This window comes from Streptomyces sp. NPDC050738, from assembly GCF_040654175.1.
In the GTDB taxonomy this organism is placed as follows: Bacteria; Actinomycetota; Actinomycetes; order Streptomycetales; family Streptomycetaceae; genus Streptomyces.
Genome location: NZ_JBFAHN010000010.1, coordinates 201,537 through 220,361 on the forward strand (window position 1 = coordinate 201,537; position 18,825 = coordinate 220,361).

Consider the following 18,825-nt stretch of genomic DNA (forward strand, 5'->3'; position numbering starts at 1 on the left):
CTCCGACCCGCGTCAGACGACCCGCGCCCCGGGCACCGGGCTCGTCGCCGCCCTCGCCGCCTTGCACGTGCCCGACGCGACCAGCGCCGCCGCGACCTTCTCCGCCGACTCCGCGTCCGCCACCAGGAACGCCGTCGTCGGGCCAGAGCCCGAGACCAGGCCTGCCAGGGCGCCGGCCGAGACACCCGCTTCGAGCGTCTCCGCCAGGGACGGGCGCAGGGACAGGGCCGCCGGCTGGAGGTCGTTGGAGTGGGTGAGGGTGGCCGCCAGGGCCTCCGCGTCCCCCGTCCGCAGGGCCTTCAGCAGCGCGGGCGACGCCTCCGGCGCCGGGGCGTCCGGAGTCAGGCGGTCGAATTCGCGGAAGACCGCCGGGGTGGAGAGCCCGCCGTCCGCCGTCGCGAAGACCCAGTGGAAACCGGCTCCGCCGACCTCCAGCTCCGTCAGCTTCTCGCCCCTGCCCGTGCCCAGCGCCGCTCCGCCCACCAGGCTGAAGGGGACGTCGCTGCCCAACTCGGCGCAGATGTCGAGGAGTTCCGTACGGGAGGACCCCACTCCCCAGAGTGCGTCGCAGGCCAGCAGTGCTGCCGCGCCGTCCGCGCTGCCGCCCGCCATGCCGCCCGCGACCGGGATGTCCTTGGCGATGTGGATATGCACGGCGGGGGTGATTCCGTGCCGGGCGGCCAGCGCTTCCGCCGCCCTCGCCGCGAGGTTCGTGGCGTCCAGAGGGACCTGGTCCGCGTACGGGCCCGAGCACGTCAGGTGGAGGCGGTCGGAGGGGGTGACCGTGACCTCGTCGTACAGGGAGACCGCCAGGAAGACGTTCGCCAGGTCGTGGAAGCCGTCCGCCCGGGCCGCGCCCACCGCCAGCTGGACGTTCACCTTCGCGGGGACCCGGACCGTCACACCACCGCTCATGCCTTGTTCTCCGCGATCGCCGCGAACTCCTCCACCGTGATCGCCTCGCCGCGCGCCTGCGGCGACACCCCCGCCGCCACCAGCGCGGCCTCGGCGGCAGCCGCCGAGCCCGCCCAGCCGGAGAGGGCCGCGCGCAGCGTCTTGCGGCGCTGGGCGAAGGCCGCGTCGACCACGGCGAAGACCTCGGCCCTGGTCGCCGTCGTCTTGACCGGTTCCGTCCGCCGGACCAGGGACACCAGGCCCGAGTCGACGTTCGGGGCGGGCCAGAAGACATTGCGGCCGATGGAGCCGGCCCGCTTCACGTCCGCGTACCAGTTCGCCTTGACCGACGGCACTCCGTACACCTTGTTGCCGGGCTTGGCCGCGAGCCGGTCGGCGACCTCCGCCTGGACCATCACCAGCGTGCGCTCGATCGAAGGGAAGCGCTCCAGCATGGTGAGCAGGACGGGGACCGCCACGTTGTACGGGAGGTTCGCGACCAGCGCCGTGGGCGGCGCGCCCGGCAGCTCCTTCACCAGCAACGCGTCCGAGTGGACCAGCGAGAAGTCCGCGACCCGCGCCGGAAGACGCGCGGCGATCGTCGCGGGCAGCGCGGATGCGAGCACGTCGTCGATCTCGACGGCCACCACGCTCCGTGCCGCGTCCAGCAGTGCGAGGGTCAGCGAGCCGAGACCCGGGCCGACCTCGACGACCACGTCGTCGGGGGTCACCTCGGCCGTCCGTACGATCCGGCGGACCGTATTGGCGTCGATGACGAAGTTCTGACCGCGCTGCTTGGTCGGGCGTACGCCCAGCGCTGCCGCCAGTTCGCGGATGTCTGCGGGGCCGAGGAGTGCGTCGGGCTCAGTGGTGCTCACCCGTAAAGCCTACGGCCACAGTGCGGCCACGGACTCGACCCCCGCTGCACGTAGAGCTTCTTGGCCCGGTAGGTCTGCTCCTCGGCCGGGGCGTTCTGGGCGACGCCGCTGCCGCCGAGCGAGCGCCAGGTCTGGCCGTCGAACTGATACAGCCCGCCGTAGTTGCCCGTCGCGTCCACCGCACCGGGGCGCCCGCCCGACTCGCAGTGCGCCAGCCCGCTCCAGTTGAGGTTGCCGGTGCCGGAGACCGAGGCGGGCAGGGGCTTGGTGCCGACCTTCACGATCTGCGTCTCGGGCTCGCGCACCACCTCCTCGGCGATCTTCTTCGGCTTCTGCTTGACGCCGTTGACGGTGCGCAGCGCGTACGTGACCTTGCGCATCCCCTCCTTGCCCTGCTTGGCCACCACCTCCGTTCCGGAGAAGACCGAGGCGTCCGAGGACTTCTGGGTGGCGAAGGCGATCGGCTCCTCGCGCACCTCCTTGGTCCCGGTGATGCGCATGACGGTGATCGTCTGGCCGTCGCGCGGGAAGCTGTCGGCGGGCACCGAGGTGGTGTCCTGGCCGTGCAGGCCGATGCCGGCCTCGTCCAGGGCCTCGCCGACCGTCGCCGCGTTCGTACGGATGGTGCGCTCGCGGCCGTCGGCCATGAACGTGACGCTGCGCTCGGTCCGTACGTCCAGCGCGAGGCCGTGCCGGGCGATCGCGGAGGAGCGCGAGGTGGAGAGGTACGCGCCCTCCGCGCGCACGCCGAGCTGGCGCAGCGCCCCGTCGACGGTGCGCGCGGTCGTCCAGATCTGGCGGCGCTGCCCGTCGAGGGTGAGGGCGACGGGGCGGCCGTGGCTGACCGCGATCTCGTCGCCGCTGGCCAGGGCGGTGCCGGGGTCCGGGAAGACGTGGTCGTGCTCGCCCATGGCGACGCCCTCGTCCTCGAGGAGCTCCTCGACGTCGCCCGCGAAGGTGTGCAGGGTGCGGGAGGTGCCGTCGATGTCGATCCGTACGGCCTTGTCGGTGGCGACGAAGGCGGTGGTGCCGCCCGCCAGGAACGCCACGACCAGGGCCTGCGGGACGAGACGGCGCAGGGTGTCGGGGCGGCGCGGGGCTGCGGCGGTGGCTGCGGCGGCGGTGCCCGCGCGGTCGCCCTTGCGCCGGCGCGCGGCCCTGCGCGCCTCGGCCCGGCCGCCGGCGCCCGGCTCGCCGCCGTCGGCGGCGGGGGGCGCGGACTGGCGGGCCGCGGAGAGGGGGTTCTGGCGGGGGAGGAGGCGGGGCTCGCGCAGCTCGTACGCGGGCGTGTAGCTGTCCGGGGAGGGGGCGTACTGAGCCTCGTAGGGCTCGTACGGCGCCTCGTACGGCTGCGCGGTCCTGCTCGCCCCGCGGTGACTGCCGCGTTCGGCACGGTGACTGCCCTGCGCACTGCTCACGACGCTCACTCGCTTCAGAGGTCCGGTCCGGGTGGTCGGGCCGGGACACTAGCGGAGCGCCGCTCACTCTCCAAAGCCGGGCGGTTACACCGTGTCGCGCTCCAGTCCGAATGCGCGGTCCGTATTGTCCGCAATCGCCTTGCAAAGAGCCTCTTCATCGATCCCGCGGACCTCCGCCATGGCACGCACCGTGACCGGAATGAGATACGGGGCATTAGGCCGACCGCGGTACGGGGCGGGTGTCAGGAAGGGCGCGTCGGTCTCGACGAGGACCAGTTCCAGCGGGGCGACGGCGAGGGCGTCGCGCAGCGACTGGGCGTTCTTGAAGGTGACGTTTCCCGCGAAGGACATGAAGTAGCCCTGGGCGGCGCAGATTTCGGCCATTTCCGCGTCACCGGAGTAGCAGTGGAAAACGGTCCGCTCGGGGGCGCCCTCCTCGGCGAGGACGCGTAGCACATCGGCATGGGCCTCGCGGTCGTGGATCACCAGCGCCTTGCCCCGCCGCTTGGCGATCTCGATGTGCGCGCGGAAGGACCGCTCCTGGGCGGCCATGCCCTCGGGTCCCGTACGGAAATAGTCGAGACCGGTCTCGCCGACCGCCCGGACGTGCGGGAGGCCGGCGAGCCGGTCGATCTCGGCGAGCGCCTCGTCGAGTGCGCTGTCCCCGCCAGGGGTTCGGGCCCCCTGGCGGGACCAGCCGTCGGGATCGCCGAGCACGATGCGCGGCGCCTCATTGGGGTGCAGGGCGACGGCGGCGTGCACGTTCTCGTGCGCCTCGGCCGTCTCGGCCGCCCACCGGGAGCCCTTGATGTCGCAGCCCACCTGGACGACGGTCGTCACACCGACCGAGGCGGCCTTGGCCAGGGCCTCTTCGACCGTGGAGTCCTGCATGTCCAGGTGGGTGTGCGAGTCCGCGACCGCGGCCTTCAGGGGTTCGGGCAGCGGCGGGATGGCGTCCTTGGGGCTCATGGGCCCCAGGCTAGCCAGCCATGGTCGCGATGGTCACTTGCGGTGGAAGGGGTGGAGGAGGTCCGACAGGTGCCAGTGGTGATCGTGGCGTTCGGCATCCGGCTCGGCCGGTGCCTCCGCGGTCCCGGGCTCGGAAGGCTTCGGTGTCTTCTTCTGGGGGTGCATGAGGCCCTGCACGGTCGAGACCTGGCCCGACCGCATGATCCGTACAACGTTGTTGCCGCAGTTCAAGCAGCTGGGGGTGGAAAGCGGCGAGGGGACCCTTTCGCCCTCGGCCTTGTACATGACGAATGCGTGGCCCGAAGCGTCCACGTGATGCTCGATTTCGTACGCCTGCTCCCAGCCATGTCCACACCGCATGCACGCGAACGCGTAGGCCTCGTGCGCTGTGGTTTCGACGATCTCGCTCATGCCCACTCCTCTTGTCCGCCGGACAAGCCGTTCGGAGACGAATGCGCCTCCTCAACCAGTGGACGCCCGTGGCGGCCGATGCGCACCAGGGGCTGCCGAGTATTGATCGGCTCTTGGCCCAGTCATGGAAAAGGCCCCGGTGGAAGCCGGGGCGCTTTTGCCATCTACGCGCGTTCTTTACCTTCTGAAGAGCTTCCGCGAGCCGCATTCTTTGCGGCGACGACCGCATCGAAAACGTCCCTTTTGGGTAGCCCGACCTCCGCGGCGACCGACACGATGGCCTCCTTGCGCCGCTCCCCCGCCTCCTCGCGCACCTGCACCCTGCGCACCAGCTCGGCGGCGTCCAGATCGCCGGGTCCGCTCTCCGGGGCGCCCTCGACGACGACGGTGATCTCTCCCCGTACGCCCTCCAGCGCCCACGCGGCGAGGTCCTTCAGCGCACCGCGCTTCACTTCCTCGTACGTCTTGGTGAGCTCGCGGCAGACGGCCGCCCTGCGGTCGTCCCCGAAGGCCTCGGCCATCGCGGCGAGGGAGTCGGCGATCCGGTGCGGGGCCTCGAAGTAGACGAGCGTACGACGGTCACCGGCGACCTCCTTCAGCCGTCCGAGCCGCTCGCCCGCCTTCCTGGGCAGGAAGCCCTCGAAGCAGAAACGGTCGACGGGCAGCCCGGAGAGGGCGAGGGCGGTGAGCACGGCGGAGGGTCCCGGCACGGCGGTGACGCGGATGTCCTTTTCGACGGCCGCGGCGACGAGGCGGTAGCCGGGGTCGGAGACGGACGGCATGCCCGCGTCGGTCACCAGGAGGACGCGCGCACCGCTCTCCAGGGCCTCGACCAGCTCGGGCGTACGGGCGGTCTCGTTGCCCTCGAAGTACGAGACGACGCGCCCCGAGGTGTGCACCCCGAGTGCCCGCGTCAGCGAGCGCAGCCGCCGGGTGTCCTCCGCGGCGATCACATCGGCGCGCTCCAGTTCGGCGGAGAGCCGCGGCGGGGCGTCGGCGATGTCGCCGATGGGGGTCCCGGCGAGGACGAGCGTTCCGGCCGTCGTTGACGATTCAGCGTGCGTTCCAGTCACAATCCCCATACTCCCAGCCCCGCACCGGCGACTCGCACAGATGCCTTCTCTACGATGGCGCGGTGACGAGTACAGCGCCCAAAGCCCTGCAGGGCCAAGACGCCGGGGAACAGCCGCCCACATGGGGGCAGCGGCTGCGACGGTTCGGTTATGCGATCCCGTCGAGAATCTCCCTGCGCGACCGGCTGGTGCCGCCGTACACCAAGCCCAGTTCCCAGCTGTGGAGCGTGCTCGGCTTCTCGCCTGTGCTCGCGGAGCGGCTGGTGCGGTGGTCGGCCTGGGGCGGCCCGCTGCTGGTCACCCTTGTCGCGGGGCTGATGCGCTTCTGGCGGCTCGGCAGCCCGGATGCGGTGATATTCGACGAGACGTACTACGCCAAGGACGCCTGGGCGCTGATGCACCAGGGGTACGAGGGATCATGGCCCGCCAAAATCGACCCGTCGATCCTGGCGAACCCCGACGCCGTACCCGTGCCGTCCGCCCCCGGCTATGTGGTGCACCCGCCGGTCGGCAAGTGGGTCATCGGGATCGGTGAACAGCTCTTCGGCTTCACGCCGTTCGGCTGGCGGTTCATGACGGCGCTGCTCGGCACCCTCGCGGTGCTGATGATCTGCCGCATCGGACGGCGCCTGCTGCGTTCCACCTTCCTGGGCTGCCTGGCGGGTCTGCTGCTCGCCGTGGACGGCCTCGAATTCGTGATGAGCCGCACCGCGCTCCTCGACCTCATGGTGATGTTCTTCACCGTGGCGGCCTTCGGGGCGCTGCTCATCGACCGGGACAAGACGCGGGCACGCTTCGTGGCCGCGCTCCCGGAGGACGAGGAAGGCGTACTGCGTCCCGACGCGGACATCGCCGAGACGCTGCGCCTCGGCTGGCGGCCGTGGCGGATCACGGCCGGCGTGATGCTGGGCCTGGCCTGTGCGACGAAGTGGAACGGGCTGTACATCCTGGCGGCGTTCGCCCTGATGTCGGTCCTGTGGGACGCGGGTGCACGGCGGACCGCGGGCGCGGTCTCCCCGTACCGCGCGGTGCTGCGGCGCGACGTGCTGCCGGCGTTCGTGTCGACGATCCCGGTCGCGTTCGTGACGTACATGGTGTCCTGGACCGGCTGGTTCATGAGCGACCCCAAGACCGGCGGCTATTTCAGGGGCTGGGCCGACAACCGCCAGAGCCTCTCCCCCGACCACATCAAGCTGCCGCTGATCGGGACGATCAACCTGCCGCAGTTCGGTACGGACTGGGTGCCCCCGGTGATCCGCAGCTTCTGGCACTACGAGTCCGAGGTCTACAGCTTCCATGTGGGCCTGACGGAGGGGCACCAGTACCAGTCGAACCCGTGGAGCTGGATGGTCCTGGGCCGCCCGGTCTCGTACTTCTACGAGTCCCCCAAGGCCGGCACCGACGGCTGCCCCGCGAACACGGCGGGCACCTGCGCCCGCGAGGTCCTGGCGATCGGGACACCGCTGCTGTGGTGGGCGGGGTGCTTCGCGCTGCTGTACGTGCTGTGGCGCTGGATCTTCAAGCGCGACTGGCGGGCGGGCGCGATCGCGTGCGGAATCGCGGCGGGATATCTGCCGTGGTTCATGTACCAGCAGCGGACGATCTTTCTCTTCTACGCGGTCGTATTCGTCCCCTTCATCTGTCTGGCACTGGCCATGATGATCGGCGCGATTCTCGGCCCACCGGGTTCGAGCGAACGGCGGCGGGCCATCGGAGCAATCGGCTCCGGTGTTCTGGTCCTGCTGATTGTCTGGAATTTCATCTACTTCTGGCCGATTTTCACCGGACAGGCAATCCCACTGGATTCCTGGAACAACAGGATGTGGTTGACCACCTGGGTCTGACGGTCCGGGCCGGGCCCTGCGTCGGGGCCTGGCCCGCCCCAGCCGCCACACTTCCGCTGCGTCGTATTGACATCTGTTGATCCCGGTAGAACTCTCCATACGGCACGGGGTGGTTCCTTATCCAAGGAACCTGGCCGGGGGGGCTAATGAACATTTACGGGTGGGACACAGTCAGCGCGCTCTCCATTGACGCGGCGAATCGATCCTTGGCGCAGAATTCAGCACGCCTGGTCACCCAATTCAAGGTGAGCGGCGAAACGCTGGGGACCTCGTACGAATTGCAGGGTGAATTCGGCACCTGGCGTATCGTCCCGGGCGGATCGGGCAACATCCTGCGCGTCGTCGTGCCCATCGCGGCCGGCACCATCCGTCCGGCCTCGGCGGGCCCCGTCGACCTGGCGGGCAGCTCCGCGCTGGTCGATGTGTCGCTGGAACTGCTGCCGACCGCCGACGGACGCAGCCAGAACCTGGTGTTCGCGATGCACCAGGCCGGACGCGTCGGTGTGCCCAGCATTCCTGGCGTGGTGACCCCGGTCCGGCTCAACGCGTCGCCGGCGACCGCGAACACGCTGGGTCCGGTCGGCGAGGGGCTGGTGCTGAACGCGGTCGCCGGAGCCCTGGCCGCCCACGCCTCCGAGGTCTCCTTCGTCTTCGCCTCTCTCAATCTGGTGCCGCCCGCGTCCGGGAGCTGGCTCACGCCGGTCCGCAGCGCGTTCGTCTATCAGGAGCCGCGCGGCCGCAGCGGGCAGCTCGTGATCATGAGCGTGACCACCGACCGGGACATCAGCCGCCTGGAACACACGGTGGACCCCGAACTCTTCGCCACCGGCGACGAACTCGCCTTCGCGATGTCGCAGGACCTCCTGCTCACCAAGCTGATCGCCCCGGCACTGCCCCAGGTCTTCGGCGGCGGGTCGGGCCCCGGCTGCTTCGGGTACGACGCCGGCCGGCACATCATCACCGCGGCCCGCAGGTTCGCCACCAACTCCGTCAAGGAGGGGGCGATCTGGTACACCCCGCAGGTCGGCTCGCTCAGTGTCGGCGTGGTCGGCGGCCAGCTCGCCCTGGCGGTCAGCGGGGACTGCGACCTCAAGGCCGGCATCTCGATGAACTGGTGGATCACCGGCCAGTACCCGATGGCGTTCGACCGGACCGGGCAGCGGGTCTCCTTCGCCAACAGCACCGGATCGCGCTCGGGCCATTCGGCGAGCATCCCGTGGTGGTTCTGGGCCGGCGGTCCGCTGGTCGAGGCGATCACCGAGGTCGTGGTCACGATGATCGCCGACAGCCTCGCCGGAGACCTGAGCGCACACCTGGGGTCCGTGGGGCTCGGCTCGCTGGCGGCCCAGTCCGTCCACTGGCAGGGCGCGCGTGCCTTCTCCGCCTCCCTGGCCCGGCTCAACGGCGCACTGATGGTCAACGGCACCGGGGCCTGAACACCCCTTCCTCCCTTTCTTTGCCGGCCCCGGCTCCGGGGCCGGTTCCAGCCTGAGCCTGAGAGGTGCCCGATGGCGACACAGCACTACCTCCCGCACATCGACGAGGACAAGCTCCTGCACATCGAGGTCGAGCACCTCAAGGCCAGCGCGGACCGTTCGGGCCCCTCGCAGCAGCTCCTCCGCAGCACGAGGCAGCTGGCCATGGCCGCCGCCACGTCCGTGCCGTACAACACCAACGGCTGGGACACCGTCTACGTCGTCCCGATCCCCGACGTGAACAAGGCGATCGCGTCGAAGAAGACCTCGCCCACCAGCTGGACGGCGAGCCTGCCCGCCTCGATGTTCACCCCGAAGATCGACGGCACCGGCAGCTTCGGCACCTGGTCGCTGGCGCAGGGCGGCTCGGGCTCCATCATCCGGATGCGCGTCCCGTTCACCGCCCGCCTGACCTCCGGGACCACCAACCTGCAGTTCAGCGGCGGTACGGCCTACATCGAGGTCAAGCTCGTCTACATCCCGCAGGCGCCGAGCTCGAAGGGCACCCCCAACAACCTCAAGGTCCGTACGTCCGGCGGCAGTCCGGACGACCCGGTCGTCACCGTCTCCTCCGTGACGTACACCTCCCCGACCCCGTACGACCAGGGCATGGGCAACATCCTGCAGCAGCTCCTCGCCAGCTGGTTCAACGCCAATCTCCAGGCGTTCCAGCACGTCTTCGCCAGCGTCAACCTCAGCGCGCAGGCGGCCACCGGCGGCTTCGCGTGGATGAACCCCACCGAGACCGAGTACGCGTACATCGACAACGCGGACATCAACAAGGCGCTCCTCGGCGTCCTGTGCATGACGGAGAACCGCTCCGACGAGGGCACCGTCCAGGAGATCGCCGCCGGCGCCATACCGTCCGGGGCACGGGCGAGCTTCAACATGTCGCTGGAGCGCTTCATGCGCAAGATGGTGCTGCCGAGCCTGCCCGCGCAGTTCACCAACGCGCCGCCCAACACCTTCGCGCTGGGCAACAACGACACACAGATCACCGCGACGTCGAGCTTCAACCTGAACAAGGTCAGGGTCGGCGCGATCGACTACACGCCGACGGTGACCTCGTACAAGATGACCATCCAGGGCTCCACCATGGAGTCCTACATCTACGTCCACACGCCCATCTCGCCGGGAATCGACTCCTACTGCGAGATCACGTACTACAGCGGCATGCAGCTGGCCACGAAGAACGACGGCACGCAGTCGCTGACCTGGGTCCAGCTGCAGAACCCGGTGGAGCACACCTGGTACACCGTGGCCCCCTGGGTGCAGATCACCGAGGCCATCGCCGACGTCATCCTCGCCGTCATCGGCGCGGTGATCGGCGGAATCGTCCCCGCGATCGAGCGGACCGTGGTGCGGGTGCTGGTCGGGATCCTGGTGGGCGGGGTCGTCTCGGCCGTGGCCGCCGTTCTGGAGCACATACCGGAGTGGATAGCGGGGTCGGTGCCCGACTCGGTGCCCAACCTCAACGCGCTGGTGTCCGGGGCGACCGCGAACCAGAAGTGGACCGACTCCAAGGACTTCAAACTCACCCAGGTCGTCCTCAACGGAGGCCTGCAGATGGGAGGCAACCCCTTCTAGGGCCCGGCACGGGATCCCGGTCTTGTAACGGTGGCCCCTGCAGACACATCTCCCTCACGGAATGCGCTTACTGTGTCCTCCAGTGATTCCTTGAACATGTTCAAGGAAACGGGGCTCCTGGGGAGGGGACAGCGCAATGCGCAGCGGGGTGAAGGTCGGCATAGTCGGCAGCGTGTTCGCGGTGGTGGTCGGCGGCATCGGCTACGGCGCGTACAACGTGTTCAACGGGGTCACCGGCGGGTCGTCGGGGAACGGCAAGGGCGGCACGTCCACCCAGGCCGCCCCGGCGGGGACCGGCCCGGTGAGCGACGACGAGATCAAGAACACCGCGAAGGACTTCCTGGCGGCGTGGGCGTCGGGGGACCCGGACAAGGCCTCGCAGCTCACCAACAACCCGGTGGACTCGCTGAGTTCACTGGCCTCCTTCAAGGAGGACGCGGCGGTCTCGAAGCTGCAGATCGAGCCGGGGGCGCCGGCCGGCACGAAGGTGCCGTACACGGTGAAGGCCACGGTCTCCTCGGGCGGCGTGAGTAAGCCGTGGTCGTACGCGTCGACGCTCACCGTCGTACGCGGAAAGTCCACGGGGCGCCCGCTGGTCGACTGGCTGCCGAGCGTGCTGTACCCGCAGCTGAAGACCGGGCAGTCGATCCGCACGGGCGAGGCGCCGACGGCGGCGATCAAGGCGGTCGACTACCGGGGACGGGAACTGACGAAGGAGAAGTACCCGTCGCTGGGGGCGATCCTGGACACGCTCCGGAACAAGTACGGCGCGAAGACCGGCGGGAAGCCGGGCATCGAGACGTACATCACGGGCGGCGATGACGCATCGGCCGTGAACTCCACGATTCTCACGCTCTCCAAGGGCACGCCCGCCCGGCTGCAGACGACGCTGGACGCGGATGTGCAGGGGGCGGCCGAGCGGGCGGTGAAGAAGTTCCCGGAGTCATCCGTGGTGGCGATCAAGCCCAGCACAGGAGCGATCCGGGCCATCGCCGACAACCGGGCGGACAAGTTCCCCGCATCGACCCAGGGAAAGCTGGCACCCGGGTCGACGATGAAGATCGTCACCGCGTCGATGCTGATCGAGAAGGGTCTGGCCTCCGCCGGCAAAGCCACCGAGTGCCCGCCGAACGTCCTCTACCAGGGCCGGACCTTCGTCAACCTGAAGAATTTCTCCCTGCCCGCAGGGTCCACCTTCGCGCAGAGTTTCGCCCGCTCCTGCAATACCGCCTTCATCAAGCTAATCGATGACACGAAGGATGACGCCGCACTCTCCAAGGAGGCCCACCAGGTCTTCGGGATCGGCCTCAACAACTGGAAGACCGGTGTGGTCACCTTCGACGGCAGCGTGCCCGAGGTCACCGGCGGCGAAGCCGCTGCCGAGTACATCGGTCAGGGTCAGGTCCAGATGAACCCGCTCAACATGGCGTCGATCACGGCCACCGTGAAAGCCGGATACTTCAAGCAGCCGATCCTCGTCGCGGCGTCGCTGGACGGGCGCGACATCGCGCGCGCCCAACGCCAGTTGCCCGCCTACGTGGCGCAGCAGGTGCGCAGCATGATGCATCTCACCGCGACGAGCGGCACCGCTGCGCAGGCCATGTCGAGCGTCGGTGGCTACGACAAGGGTGCCAAGACCGGCTCCGCCGAGGTCGATGCCCAGGGCAAGCCCAACAGCTGGTTCACCGGTTACAGCGGCGACCTCGCCGCAGCCGCGGTCGTCCAGGACGGCGGCCACGGCGGCACCGCCGCAGGCCCGGTCGTCGCGGCCGTCCTGAACGCAGGCTGACCCACCCCCTGATACTCCTTCGCATGGTCCGCACGCCGCCCGCTAGCGTGCGGACCATGAGTACTCCCGCACCTGCCGTCAACCCCAGGTTCGCCGAAGCGCTCCGCGCACTCGGCCTGGAAGACGTCGAGGTCCGCAGCTTCCCCGACGCCACCCGTACCGCCGCCGCGATCGGCTGCGAGCTCAGCGCCATCGTCAAGTCCCTGATCTTCGAGGCGGACAAGGTCCCCGTCCTCGTCCTCGTGGACGGCGCCTCGCGCGTCGACACCGAGCTGGTCCGCTCCGCGCTCTACGCCGCGAAGGTCAAGCGCGCCGACGCCTCTCTCGTACGGGAGACGACCGGCTACGCCATCGGCGGCGTCCCGCCCTTCGGCCACCGCAACCGCACCCGCGTCCTCGCCGACCGCGGCCTGCTCGACCACGACGTGGTCTGGGCGGCGGCCGGGACCCCGCACACCGTCTTCGCCCTCGACCCCAAGTCCGTGATCGAGCACGCCGGGGCGAAGCTCGTCGACGTCCGGGAGCTCACCGCGTGACTCCGCTCGTCACCCTCGCGGTCGTCATCGCCGCGATAACGCACGCCACCTGGAACGCCCTCGCCCACCACATGAAGGACCAGCTGGTCTCCTTCACACTCATATCCGGCGGCGGCGCGCTGCTCGGGCTGCTGGCCGCGCCGTTCGTCCCCTTCCCGGACGCGGGGGCCTGGCCGTATCTGATCGGCTCGGCGGTCCTGCACGTCGCGTACATGCTGCTGCTCATGCGGTCGTTCACGCTGGGCGACTTCGGCCAGATGTATCCGATCGCGCGCGGTACGGCACCGCTCGTGGTCACCGTCCTGGCCGCCGTCTTCGTCCACGAGGTGCCGGGGGCCTGGCAGTTGGCGGGCGTCGCCGTCGCTTCGGCCGGTCTGGTCGGGGTCGCCCTGTGGGGCATGAAGGGTTCGCGCCCGCAGTGGCCGGCGCTGTTCGCGGCGCTGGCGACGGGGCTCGCGATCGCCTCGTACACGACGGTCGACGGGGTCGGGGTGCGCGCCTCGGGATCCTCGCTCGGCTACATCGCCTGGCTGATGATCCTGGAGGGGATCGCGATCCCGGTCTACGCCCTGCACAAGCGGCGTGCCCAACTCCTGCCGCAGCTGCGGCCGGTGGCGGCCCGGGGCATGACCGGCGCCACGCTGTCGATCATCGCGTACGGCCTGGTCCTGTGGGCCCAGACCCGCGCCGAGCTCGCGCCGATCGCGGCCCTGCGCGAGTCGTCGATCATCGTGGGCGCGGCGATCGGCGCGCTCTTCTTCAAGGAGAAGTTCGGGGCGCCGAGAATCGCCGCGGCCGGCCTGATGGTGGTCGGCATCGGCCTGATGCTGCACGCGGGCTGACGGCGCCTACCGGGCCGACGGCATGGAGGTCAGGAGGCCAGGAGGCCAGGATCCTCACGGAGTGCTCTGCCGGAACGGTGAGTTGACCGCCAGCATCCCGCCGTCGACCCGCAGCGTCGTCCCCGTGATCCACGACGCGTCGCGCGACGCCAGGAAAGCGATCGCCGCCGCGATGTCCTCGGGCTCGCCCACCCGGCCCAGCGGGTAGGCGCCCGCCAGCTCCGCGAGCTGGTCCTCGCGGCCCGCCCAGGCGGGGGTGTGGATCGTGCCGGGCTCCACGATGTTGACGCGTACGCCGCGCGGAGCCGCGTGGCCCGCCAGGGTGCGGGTCAGTGAGGCCAGGCCCGCCTTGGCCGCGCTGTAGGAGTGGTTGCCGAAGTCCTGTTCGGCGTTGATGGAGCCGACGTTCACGATCGCGCCGCGCCCGCCCGGCGCCGCCGCCAGATGTGTCATCGCCGCCCTGCACACCCGGTACGCGCCGGTCAGCGTCACGTCCAGGTCCCGGTTCCAGGTCTCCTCGTCCTCGTCCTCGAAGCGCGGGGCGTCGAGGGTGCAGGAGTAGGCGTTGTTCACCACCACGTCCAGCGATCCGAATTCCCCCACCGCGTACGCGACCGCCGCCTCCACCGCCGCCCGGTCGCCGACGTCGCAGGCGAGTCCGAGGGCGCCGGGTATCTCGCCGGCCGTCTTCCGCGCGCGCTCCCCGTCCAGGTCGGTGACCAGGACTCTGGCCCCCTCCTCGGCGAGCCGTCGGGCCGCTGCCGCCCCGATTCCCTGTCCGGCGGCGGTGATCAGGACTCCGTAACCCTCGAATCGCTTCATCCCGCGATCATGACGCCGCCCGCACCGCCCTGACCAGAGCCTGCGCACGGGGATCGGCGGTGACTCCCTTCTGCATCCCGTTGGTCACGTATCCGAGCGCGATCCCCGACTCCGGATCGCCGAAGCCCAGCGACCCGCCCCGTCCGGGGTGACCGAAGGAGCCGGGGCCCAGGAGCGGGGACGCGGGGCCGTGCAGCATGAAGCCGAGGCCGAAGCGGGTGTTGACCACCAGGACGCGGTCCGGGCCCGTGGACTCCTCCGTGCGCGCCAGCGCGAGCGTCGCGGGGGCGAAGAGGCGCGTGCCGTTGTCGACGGGGCCGAGCATCGACGCGTACACCCGCGCGAGCGCCCGCGCGGTCGAGATCCCGGCCGACGCGGGGAGTTCGGCGGCGCGGTAGGCGGGGTCGTTCTCGTCCGGGAGGGGGTCGATGGCGCCGAAGGCACGGCGGGTGAGAGAGGCGGGATCGGTGTACGCCTCGGTCACCGAACGCTTGGGGCGCAGCTTCAACTCCCCGCCCACCGAAGCCACTTCGACACTCCCGATCCGGCCCACCCGGTGCGCCTCCTCGGCCGGCAGACCGACCCAGAAGTCGAGGTCCAGCGGGCGCGCGATCTCCTCCGCGATCCAGCGGCCGATCGTCCGCCCGGTGACCCGCCGCACCAGTTCGGCCATCAGCCAGCTGTAGGTCTGCGCGTGATACCCGTGGTCGGTCCCCGGCTCCCACACCGCCTGTTGCGCCGCGACGGCCCGCGGCCCCGACTCCCCGTCGCACGCCTCCGCCACGCTCAGCGGACGGTCGAGCGCCGGCACCCCGGTCCGGTGCGACAGCAGGTGCCGCACCAGCGCCCGCTCCTTGCCGCCCGCCTTGAACTCCGGCCAGTACGTGGAGACGGGTGCGTCCAGGTCCAGCTGCCCCCGCTGGTGCAGCAGCAGCGGCACAGCGGCCGCGACGCCCTTCGTCGCGGACCGTACGACCTGAGCGGTGTCCACGGCCCATGGCGCATCCCCGTCCACATCCCGCGTCCCGCCCCACAGGTCGACGACCTTGTGCCCGTCGCGGTAGACGGTGACGGCGGCACCGCGCTCGCCGCGCTGCTCGAAGTTGCGCACGAACGCATCCCTGACCGGCTCGAAACCGTCCGCCACCGCGCCCTGGACGTCCACCACTGCCTGCTCCCGCCGATCCTGCGCGCCCCACCGGCGCCACCCGCACTCCATAGTGCATCGCCGAACAACAACGAACAGGTTTTTGTTCGCTCTCACACTCACATGTTAGAAATGATCCATGAGTGTCGCCCACCGCCTCGATCTGACCCTGCGCCTCGTCCAGGGATCGGGCCAGGCCTCCGTGTCCGAACTCGCCCAGCGCCTGGGCGTCTCGGAGATGACCGTACGAAGAGACCTGGACGCCCTGGAACGCCAGGGCCTCGTCCGCAGGGTGCACGGCGGCGCGGTCGCGCACCGCACCCGCGAGGAGGGGGCGGGCTTCGCCGTACGGGAGCCGTGGGAGGCCGCGACCAAGGACCGGCTCGGTGCACGCGTCGCCGCGACCGTGGAGCCGGGGTCCCGGGTCCTGCTGGACGCGGGGACCACCACCGTGCACGTCGCCGAACACCTCGCCGCGCAGGGCCCGTTGACGGTCGCCGTCCTCAGCCTTCAGGCGGCGGTCGTGCTCGCGGACCGGCCAGGGATCGACCTCCTCGTCGTCGGCGGGCTGTCGCGGCCCGGGGAGCGTTCGCTGGTCGGTCCGCTGGCGCTGCGCACGCTGGAGTCCCTGGTCTTCGACCACTTCGTCATGTCCATCGGCGGAGTGCACGCCGAGCACGGCTTCTCGGAGTTCTCGCTGGAGGACGCGGCCGTCAAGCAGGTGGGCCTCGCCCAGTCCGCCCGTACGACAGCGGTGGCCGATGCCACCAAGCTCGGCGTGCGCGCCTTCGGCCAGGTCGCCGCGCTCGGCGCGGTGGACACCTTCGTCACCGACACCGCCGCCGACGACCCGGCGACTCACCCCAGCGGCCCGGACACCCTGCGCGCCCTGCGCGAAGCGGGCGCGGAAACCGTCCTCGTATAAGAACTCGTATCTCCTATCAAGGAGCAGCACCCTCATGCCCACCCCCGGCATCGACACCCCCGACCGCCGCGGCCGCACCGGCCTCGACCGGCACGGCCGCGACCTCGACGGCAATCCCGGCGTCCGGATCAGCGACGTCGAGGTGCTCGCCTGCGACTGGTACGTCCTGCGCAAGACCACCTTCGACTACCGCCACAGCGACGGCCACTGGAGCCGCGAGCAGCGCGAGACCTACGACCGGGGCGACGGCGCGACGATCCTCCTCTACGACACCGAGCGCGCGACCGTGCTGCTGACGCGCCAGTTCCGGCTGCCCGCGTACGTCAACGGCCACCCCGACGGCATGCTCCTGGAGACCGCGGCCGGACTCCTCGACGGCGACAGCCCCGAGGAGGCCATCCGCAGGGAGGCGGCCGAGGAGACCGGGCACACCGTCGGCACGCCCGAGCCGGTCTTCGCCGTGTACATGAGCCCGGGTTCCGTCACCGAGCGCCTGCACTTCTTCGCCGCCCCCTACAGCCCGTCGGCGGCCACCGGCAGCGGCGGCGGGATCGCCGAGGAGGGCGAGGACATCGAGACGGTCGAGCTCGCCTTCGACAAGGCCCTGGCGATGGTCCGCGACGGCTCGATCGCCGACGCGAAGACCGTCATGCTGCTCCAATGGGCGGCGCTGGACGGCCCGTTCAGACGCTGATCCTCAAACGCTGACGCTCTTCGGGTCGAAGCCGAACGGCAGCTCCAGCCGGTGCGAGCGCATCAGCTCGTCGTCGCTCAGCAGCTCGCGGGTCGGGGCGTCCGCGACGATCGTGCCCTCGCTGAGGATGACCGCGCGCGGGCAGAGCTCCATGGCGTACGGAAGGTCGTGCGTGACCATCAGCACCGTGACGTCCAACGACCGCAGGATGTCGGCCAGTTCGCGCCGCGAGGCCGGGTCCAGGTTGGACGAGGGCTCGTCCAGGACCAGGATCTCCGGCTCCATCGCCAGTACGGTCGCCACCGCCACCCGGCGCCGCTGCCCGAAGGAGAGGTGGTGCGGGGGCCGCTCCGCGTACTCCTCCATGCCGACCAGGGCGAGCGCCTTGCGTACGCGCGCCTCCAGTTCGGGCCCGCGCATGCCCGCGGCCGCCGGGCCGAAGGCCACGTCCTCGCGGACGGTCGGCATGAACAGCTGGTCGTCGGGGTCCTGGAAGACGATGCCGACGCGGCGGCGGATCTCCGCGAGGTTCGCCTTGGCGACGGGCAGACCGGCCACCGCGACCGTGCCCGCGCCGGCGGTGAGGATGCCGTTGAGGTGCAGTACGAGGGTCGTCTTGCCCGCGCCGTTGGGCCCGAGCAGGGCGACGCGCTCGCCGTGGGCGACGGTCAGGTCGACGCCGAAGAGCGCCTGGTGGCCGTCGGGATAGGCGTACGCGAGGCCGGAGACCTCAAGGGAGGGTGCGGGTGCGGTGGTCGTCATAGCGTCCATCCCAGCAGACAGATGAAGAGGGCCGCGACCGGGAGGCCCGCGGCGTACGTCCACTGCTCGCGCGAGGCGGTGACCTCGTCGATGACCGGCATGGAGCCCGCATATCCGCGGCTGACCATGGCCAGGTGGACGCGTTCGCCCCGTTCGTAGGAGCGGATGAACAGGGCGCCGGCCGACTTGCCGAGCACGCCCCAGTGGCGGATGCCCTTCGCCTCGAACCCGCGGGACCTGCGGGCGATCGACATCCGGCGCATCTCGTCGGTGATGACGTCGCCGTAGCGGATCATGAAGGACGCGATCTGCACGAGGAGCGGCGGCAGCTTCAGCCGCTGCAACCCCAGGAGCAGCGAGCGCAGTTCGGTCGTCGAGGCGAGGATGACGGACGCGGCCACGCCCAGCGTCCCCTTGGCCAGGACGTTCCAGGCGCCCCACAGGCCGGGCTCGCTGAGCGAGAGACCGAGGACGTGCACCTGGTCGCCGGGTACGACGAACGGCATCAGGACCGCGAAGGCCACGAAGGGGATCTCGATCAGGAGGCGCTTGAGGAGGAATCCGGCCGGGATGCGGGCCGCCGCCGCGACCGCCGCGAGCAGCACCGCGTACAGCCCGAAGGCCCACATCGACTCGCGCGGCGTCGAGACGACGATGATCACGAAGGCGAAGACGGCGGCGAGTTTGCAGTGCGGAGGGAGCTCGTGGACCGGCGAGTGCCCGTGCCGGTAGAGGCGGTGTGCGTGGCCCGCGCCCATG

Annotated in this window: 18 protein-coding genes; 8 read left to right on the plus strand and 10 right to left on the minus strand. The window is 70.5% G+C overall.

Annotated features, from left to right (window positions below; translation table 11 throughout):
• Positions 1-12 precede the first annotated feature (12 nt).
• The 6 genes from AB0H78_RS25285 to rsmI form a co-directional block, all read right to left on the minus strand.
• Positions 13-915, minus strand: coding sequence for a 4-(cytidine 5'-diphospho)-2-C-methyl-D-erythritol kinase (locus AB0H78_RS25285; protein WP_363236843.1), 903 nt, complete (start codon positions 913-915; stop codon positions 13-15).
• A complete protein-coding gene (gene rsmA, locus AB0H78_RS25290) occupies positions 912-1,772 on the minus strand; it encodes a 16S rRNA (adenine(1518)-N(6)/adenine(1519)-N(6))-dimethyltransferase RsmA (RefSeq protein WP_363236844.1) in 861 nt (286 codons plus the stop codon). Before rsmA ends, AB0H78_RS25285 begins: the two co-directional genes overlap by 4 nt.
• Positions 1,769-3,190, minus strand: a complete 1,422-nt coding sequence (locus AB0H78_RS25295) for a ubiquitin-like domain-containing protein (RefSeq protein WP_363236845.1) — start codon at positions 3,188-3,190, stop codon at positions 1,769-1,771. The genes rsmA and AB0H78_RS25295 overlap by 4 nt, the downstream gene beginning before the upstream one ends.
• An 84-nt stretch (positions 3,191-3,274) precedes the next feature.
• Positions 3,275-4,159 carry a TatD family hydrolase gene (locus AB0H78_RS25300; protein ID WP_363236846.1) on the minus strand — a complete coding sequence of 295 codons (885 nt, stop codon included), beginning with the start codon at positions 4,157-4,159 and terminating at the stop codon, positions 3,275-3,277.
• A 33-nt stretch (positions 4,160-4,192) separates the two neighbouring features.
• A complete protein-coding gene (locus AB0H78_RS25305) occupies positions 4,193-4,570 on the minus strand; it encodes a hypothetical protein (RefSeq protein ID WP_363236847.1) in 378 nt (125 codons plus the stop codon).
• A 164-nt stretch (positions 4,571-4,734) separates the two neighbouring features.
• Positions 4,735-5,643, minus strand: a complete 909-nt coding sequence (gene rsmI, locus AB0H78_RS25310; RefSeq protein WP_363236848.1) for a 16S rRNA (cytidine(1402)-2'-O)-methyltransferase — start codon at positions 5,641-5,643, stop codon at positions 4,735-4,737.
• Between the two features lie 62 nt (positions 5,644-5,705).
• Between rsmI and AB0H78_RS25315 the strand changes: the two genes are divergently transcribed.
• The 6 genes from AB0H78_RS25315 (at position 5,706) to AB0H78_RS25340 (ending at position 13,716) form a co-directional block, all read left to right on the plus strand.
• Entirely contained in the window at positions 5,706-7,487 is a 1,782-nt protein-coding gene (locus tag AB0H78_RS25315) for a phospholipid carrier-dependent glycosyltransferase (RefSeq protein ID WP_363236849.1), read from the plus strand.
• A gap of 146 nt (positions 7,488-7,633) precedes the next feature.
• Entirely contained in the window at positions 7,634-8,923 is a 1,290-nt protein-coding gene (locus AB0H78_RS25320; RefSeq protein ID WP_363236850.1) for a TULIP family P47-like protein, read from the plus strand.
• A gap of 72 nt (positions 8,924-8,995) precedes the next feature.
• Positions 8,996-10,549 carry a TULIP family P47-like protein gene (locus AB0H78_RS25325; protein ID WP_363236851.1) on the plus strand — a complete coding sequence of 518 codons (1,554 nt, stop codon included), beginning with the start codon at positions 8,996-8,998 and terminating at the stop codon, positions 10,547-10,549.
• Between the two features lie 136 nt (positions 10,550-10,685).
• The gene (locus AB0H78_RS25330) at positions 10,686-12,338 is read left to right on the plus strand and encodes a penicillin-binding transpeptidase domain-containing protein (RefSeq protein WP_363236852.1); all 1,653 of its coding nucleotides are present in this window, start codon (positions 10,686-10,688) and stop codon (positions 12,336-12,338) included.
• A 56-nt stretch (positions 12,339-12,394) separates the two neighbouring features.
• Positions 12,395-12,874: a YbaK/EbsC family protein gene (locus tag AB0H78_RS25335; protein ID WP_363236853.1), complete on the plus strand. Its 480-nt coding sequence runs from the start codon at positions 12,395-12,397 to the stop codon at positions 12,872-12,874.
• Entirely contained in the window at positions 12,871-13,716 is an 846-nt protein-coding gene (locus AB0H78_RS25340) for a DMT family transporter (protein WP_363236854.1), read from the plus strand. The genes AB0H78_RS25335 and AB0H78_RS25340 overlap by 4 nt, the downstream gene beginning before the upstream one ends.
• Before the next feature lie 54 nt (positions 13,717-13,770).
• Here AB0H78_RS25340 and AB0H78_RS25345 read toward each other — a convergent pair whose 3' ends face one another.
• Both AB0H78_RS25345 and AB0H78_RS25350 read right to left on the minus strand, forming a co-directional pair.
• Positions 13,771-14,538: an SDR family NAD(P)-dependent oxidoreductase gene (locus AB0H78_RS25345; RefSeq protein WP_363236855.1), complete on the minus strand. Its 768-nt coding sequence runs from the start codon at positions 14,536-14,538 to the stop codon at positions 13,771-13,773.
• 7 nt (positions 14,539-14,545) lie between these two features.
• On the minus strand, positions 14,546-15,703 hold the full coding sequence (locus AB0H78_RS25350) for a serine hydrolase domain-containing protein (RefSeq protein WP_363236922.1): 1,158 nt from the start codon (positions 15,701-15,703) through the stop codon (positions 14,546-14,548).
• A gap of 121 nt (positions 15,704-15,824) precedes the next feature.
• Between AB0H78_RS25350 and AB0H78_RS25355 the strand changes: the two genes are divergently transcribed.
• Positions 15,825-16,610, plus strand: coding sequence for a DeoR/GlpR family DNA-binding transcription regulator (locus tag AB0H78_RS25355; RefSeq protein ID WP_363236856.1), 786 nt, complete (start codon positions 15,825-15,827; stop codon positions 16,608-16,610).
• Between the two features lie 34 nt (positions 16,611-16,644).
• A complete protein-coding gene (locus tag AB0H78_RS25360; RefSeq protein WP_363236857.1) occupies positions 16,645-17,304 on the plus strand; it encodes an NUDIX domain-containing protein in 660 nt (219 codons plus the stop codon).
• A gap of 3 nt (positions 17,305-17,307) precedes the next feature.
• Here the strand turns inward: AB0H78_RS25360 and AB0H78_RS25365 are convergent, their stop codons facing one another.
• Positions 17,308-18,075 carry an ABC transporter ATP-binding protein gene (locus tag AB0H78_RS25365; RefSeq protein ID WP_363236858.1) on the minus strand — a complete coding sequence of 256 codons (768 nt, stop codon included), beginning with the start codon at positions 18,073-18,075 and terminating at the stop codon, positions 17,308-17,310.
• A complete protein-coding gene (cbiQ, locus tag AB0H78_RS25370; RefSeq protein WP_363236859.1) occupies positions 18,063-18,824 on the minus strand; it encodes a cobalt ECF transporter T component CbiQ in 762 nt (253 codons plus the stop codon). The genes AB0H78_RS25365 and cbiQ overlap by 13 nt, the downstream gene beginning before the upstream one ends.
• Position 18,825: the final 1 nt, after the last annotated feature.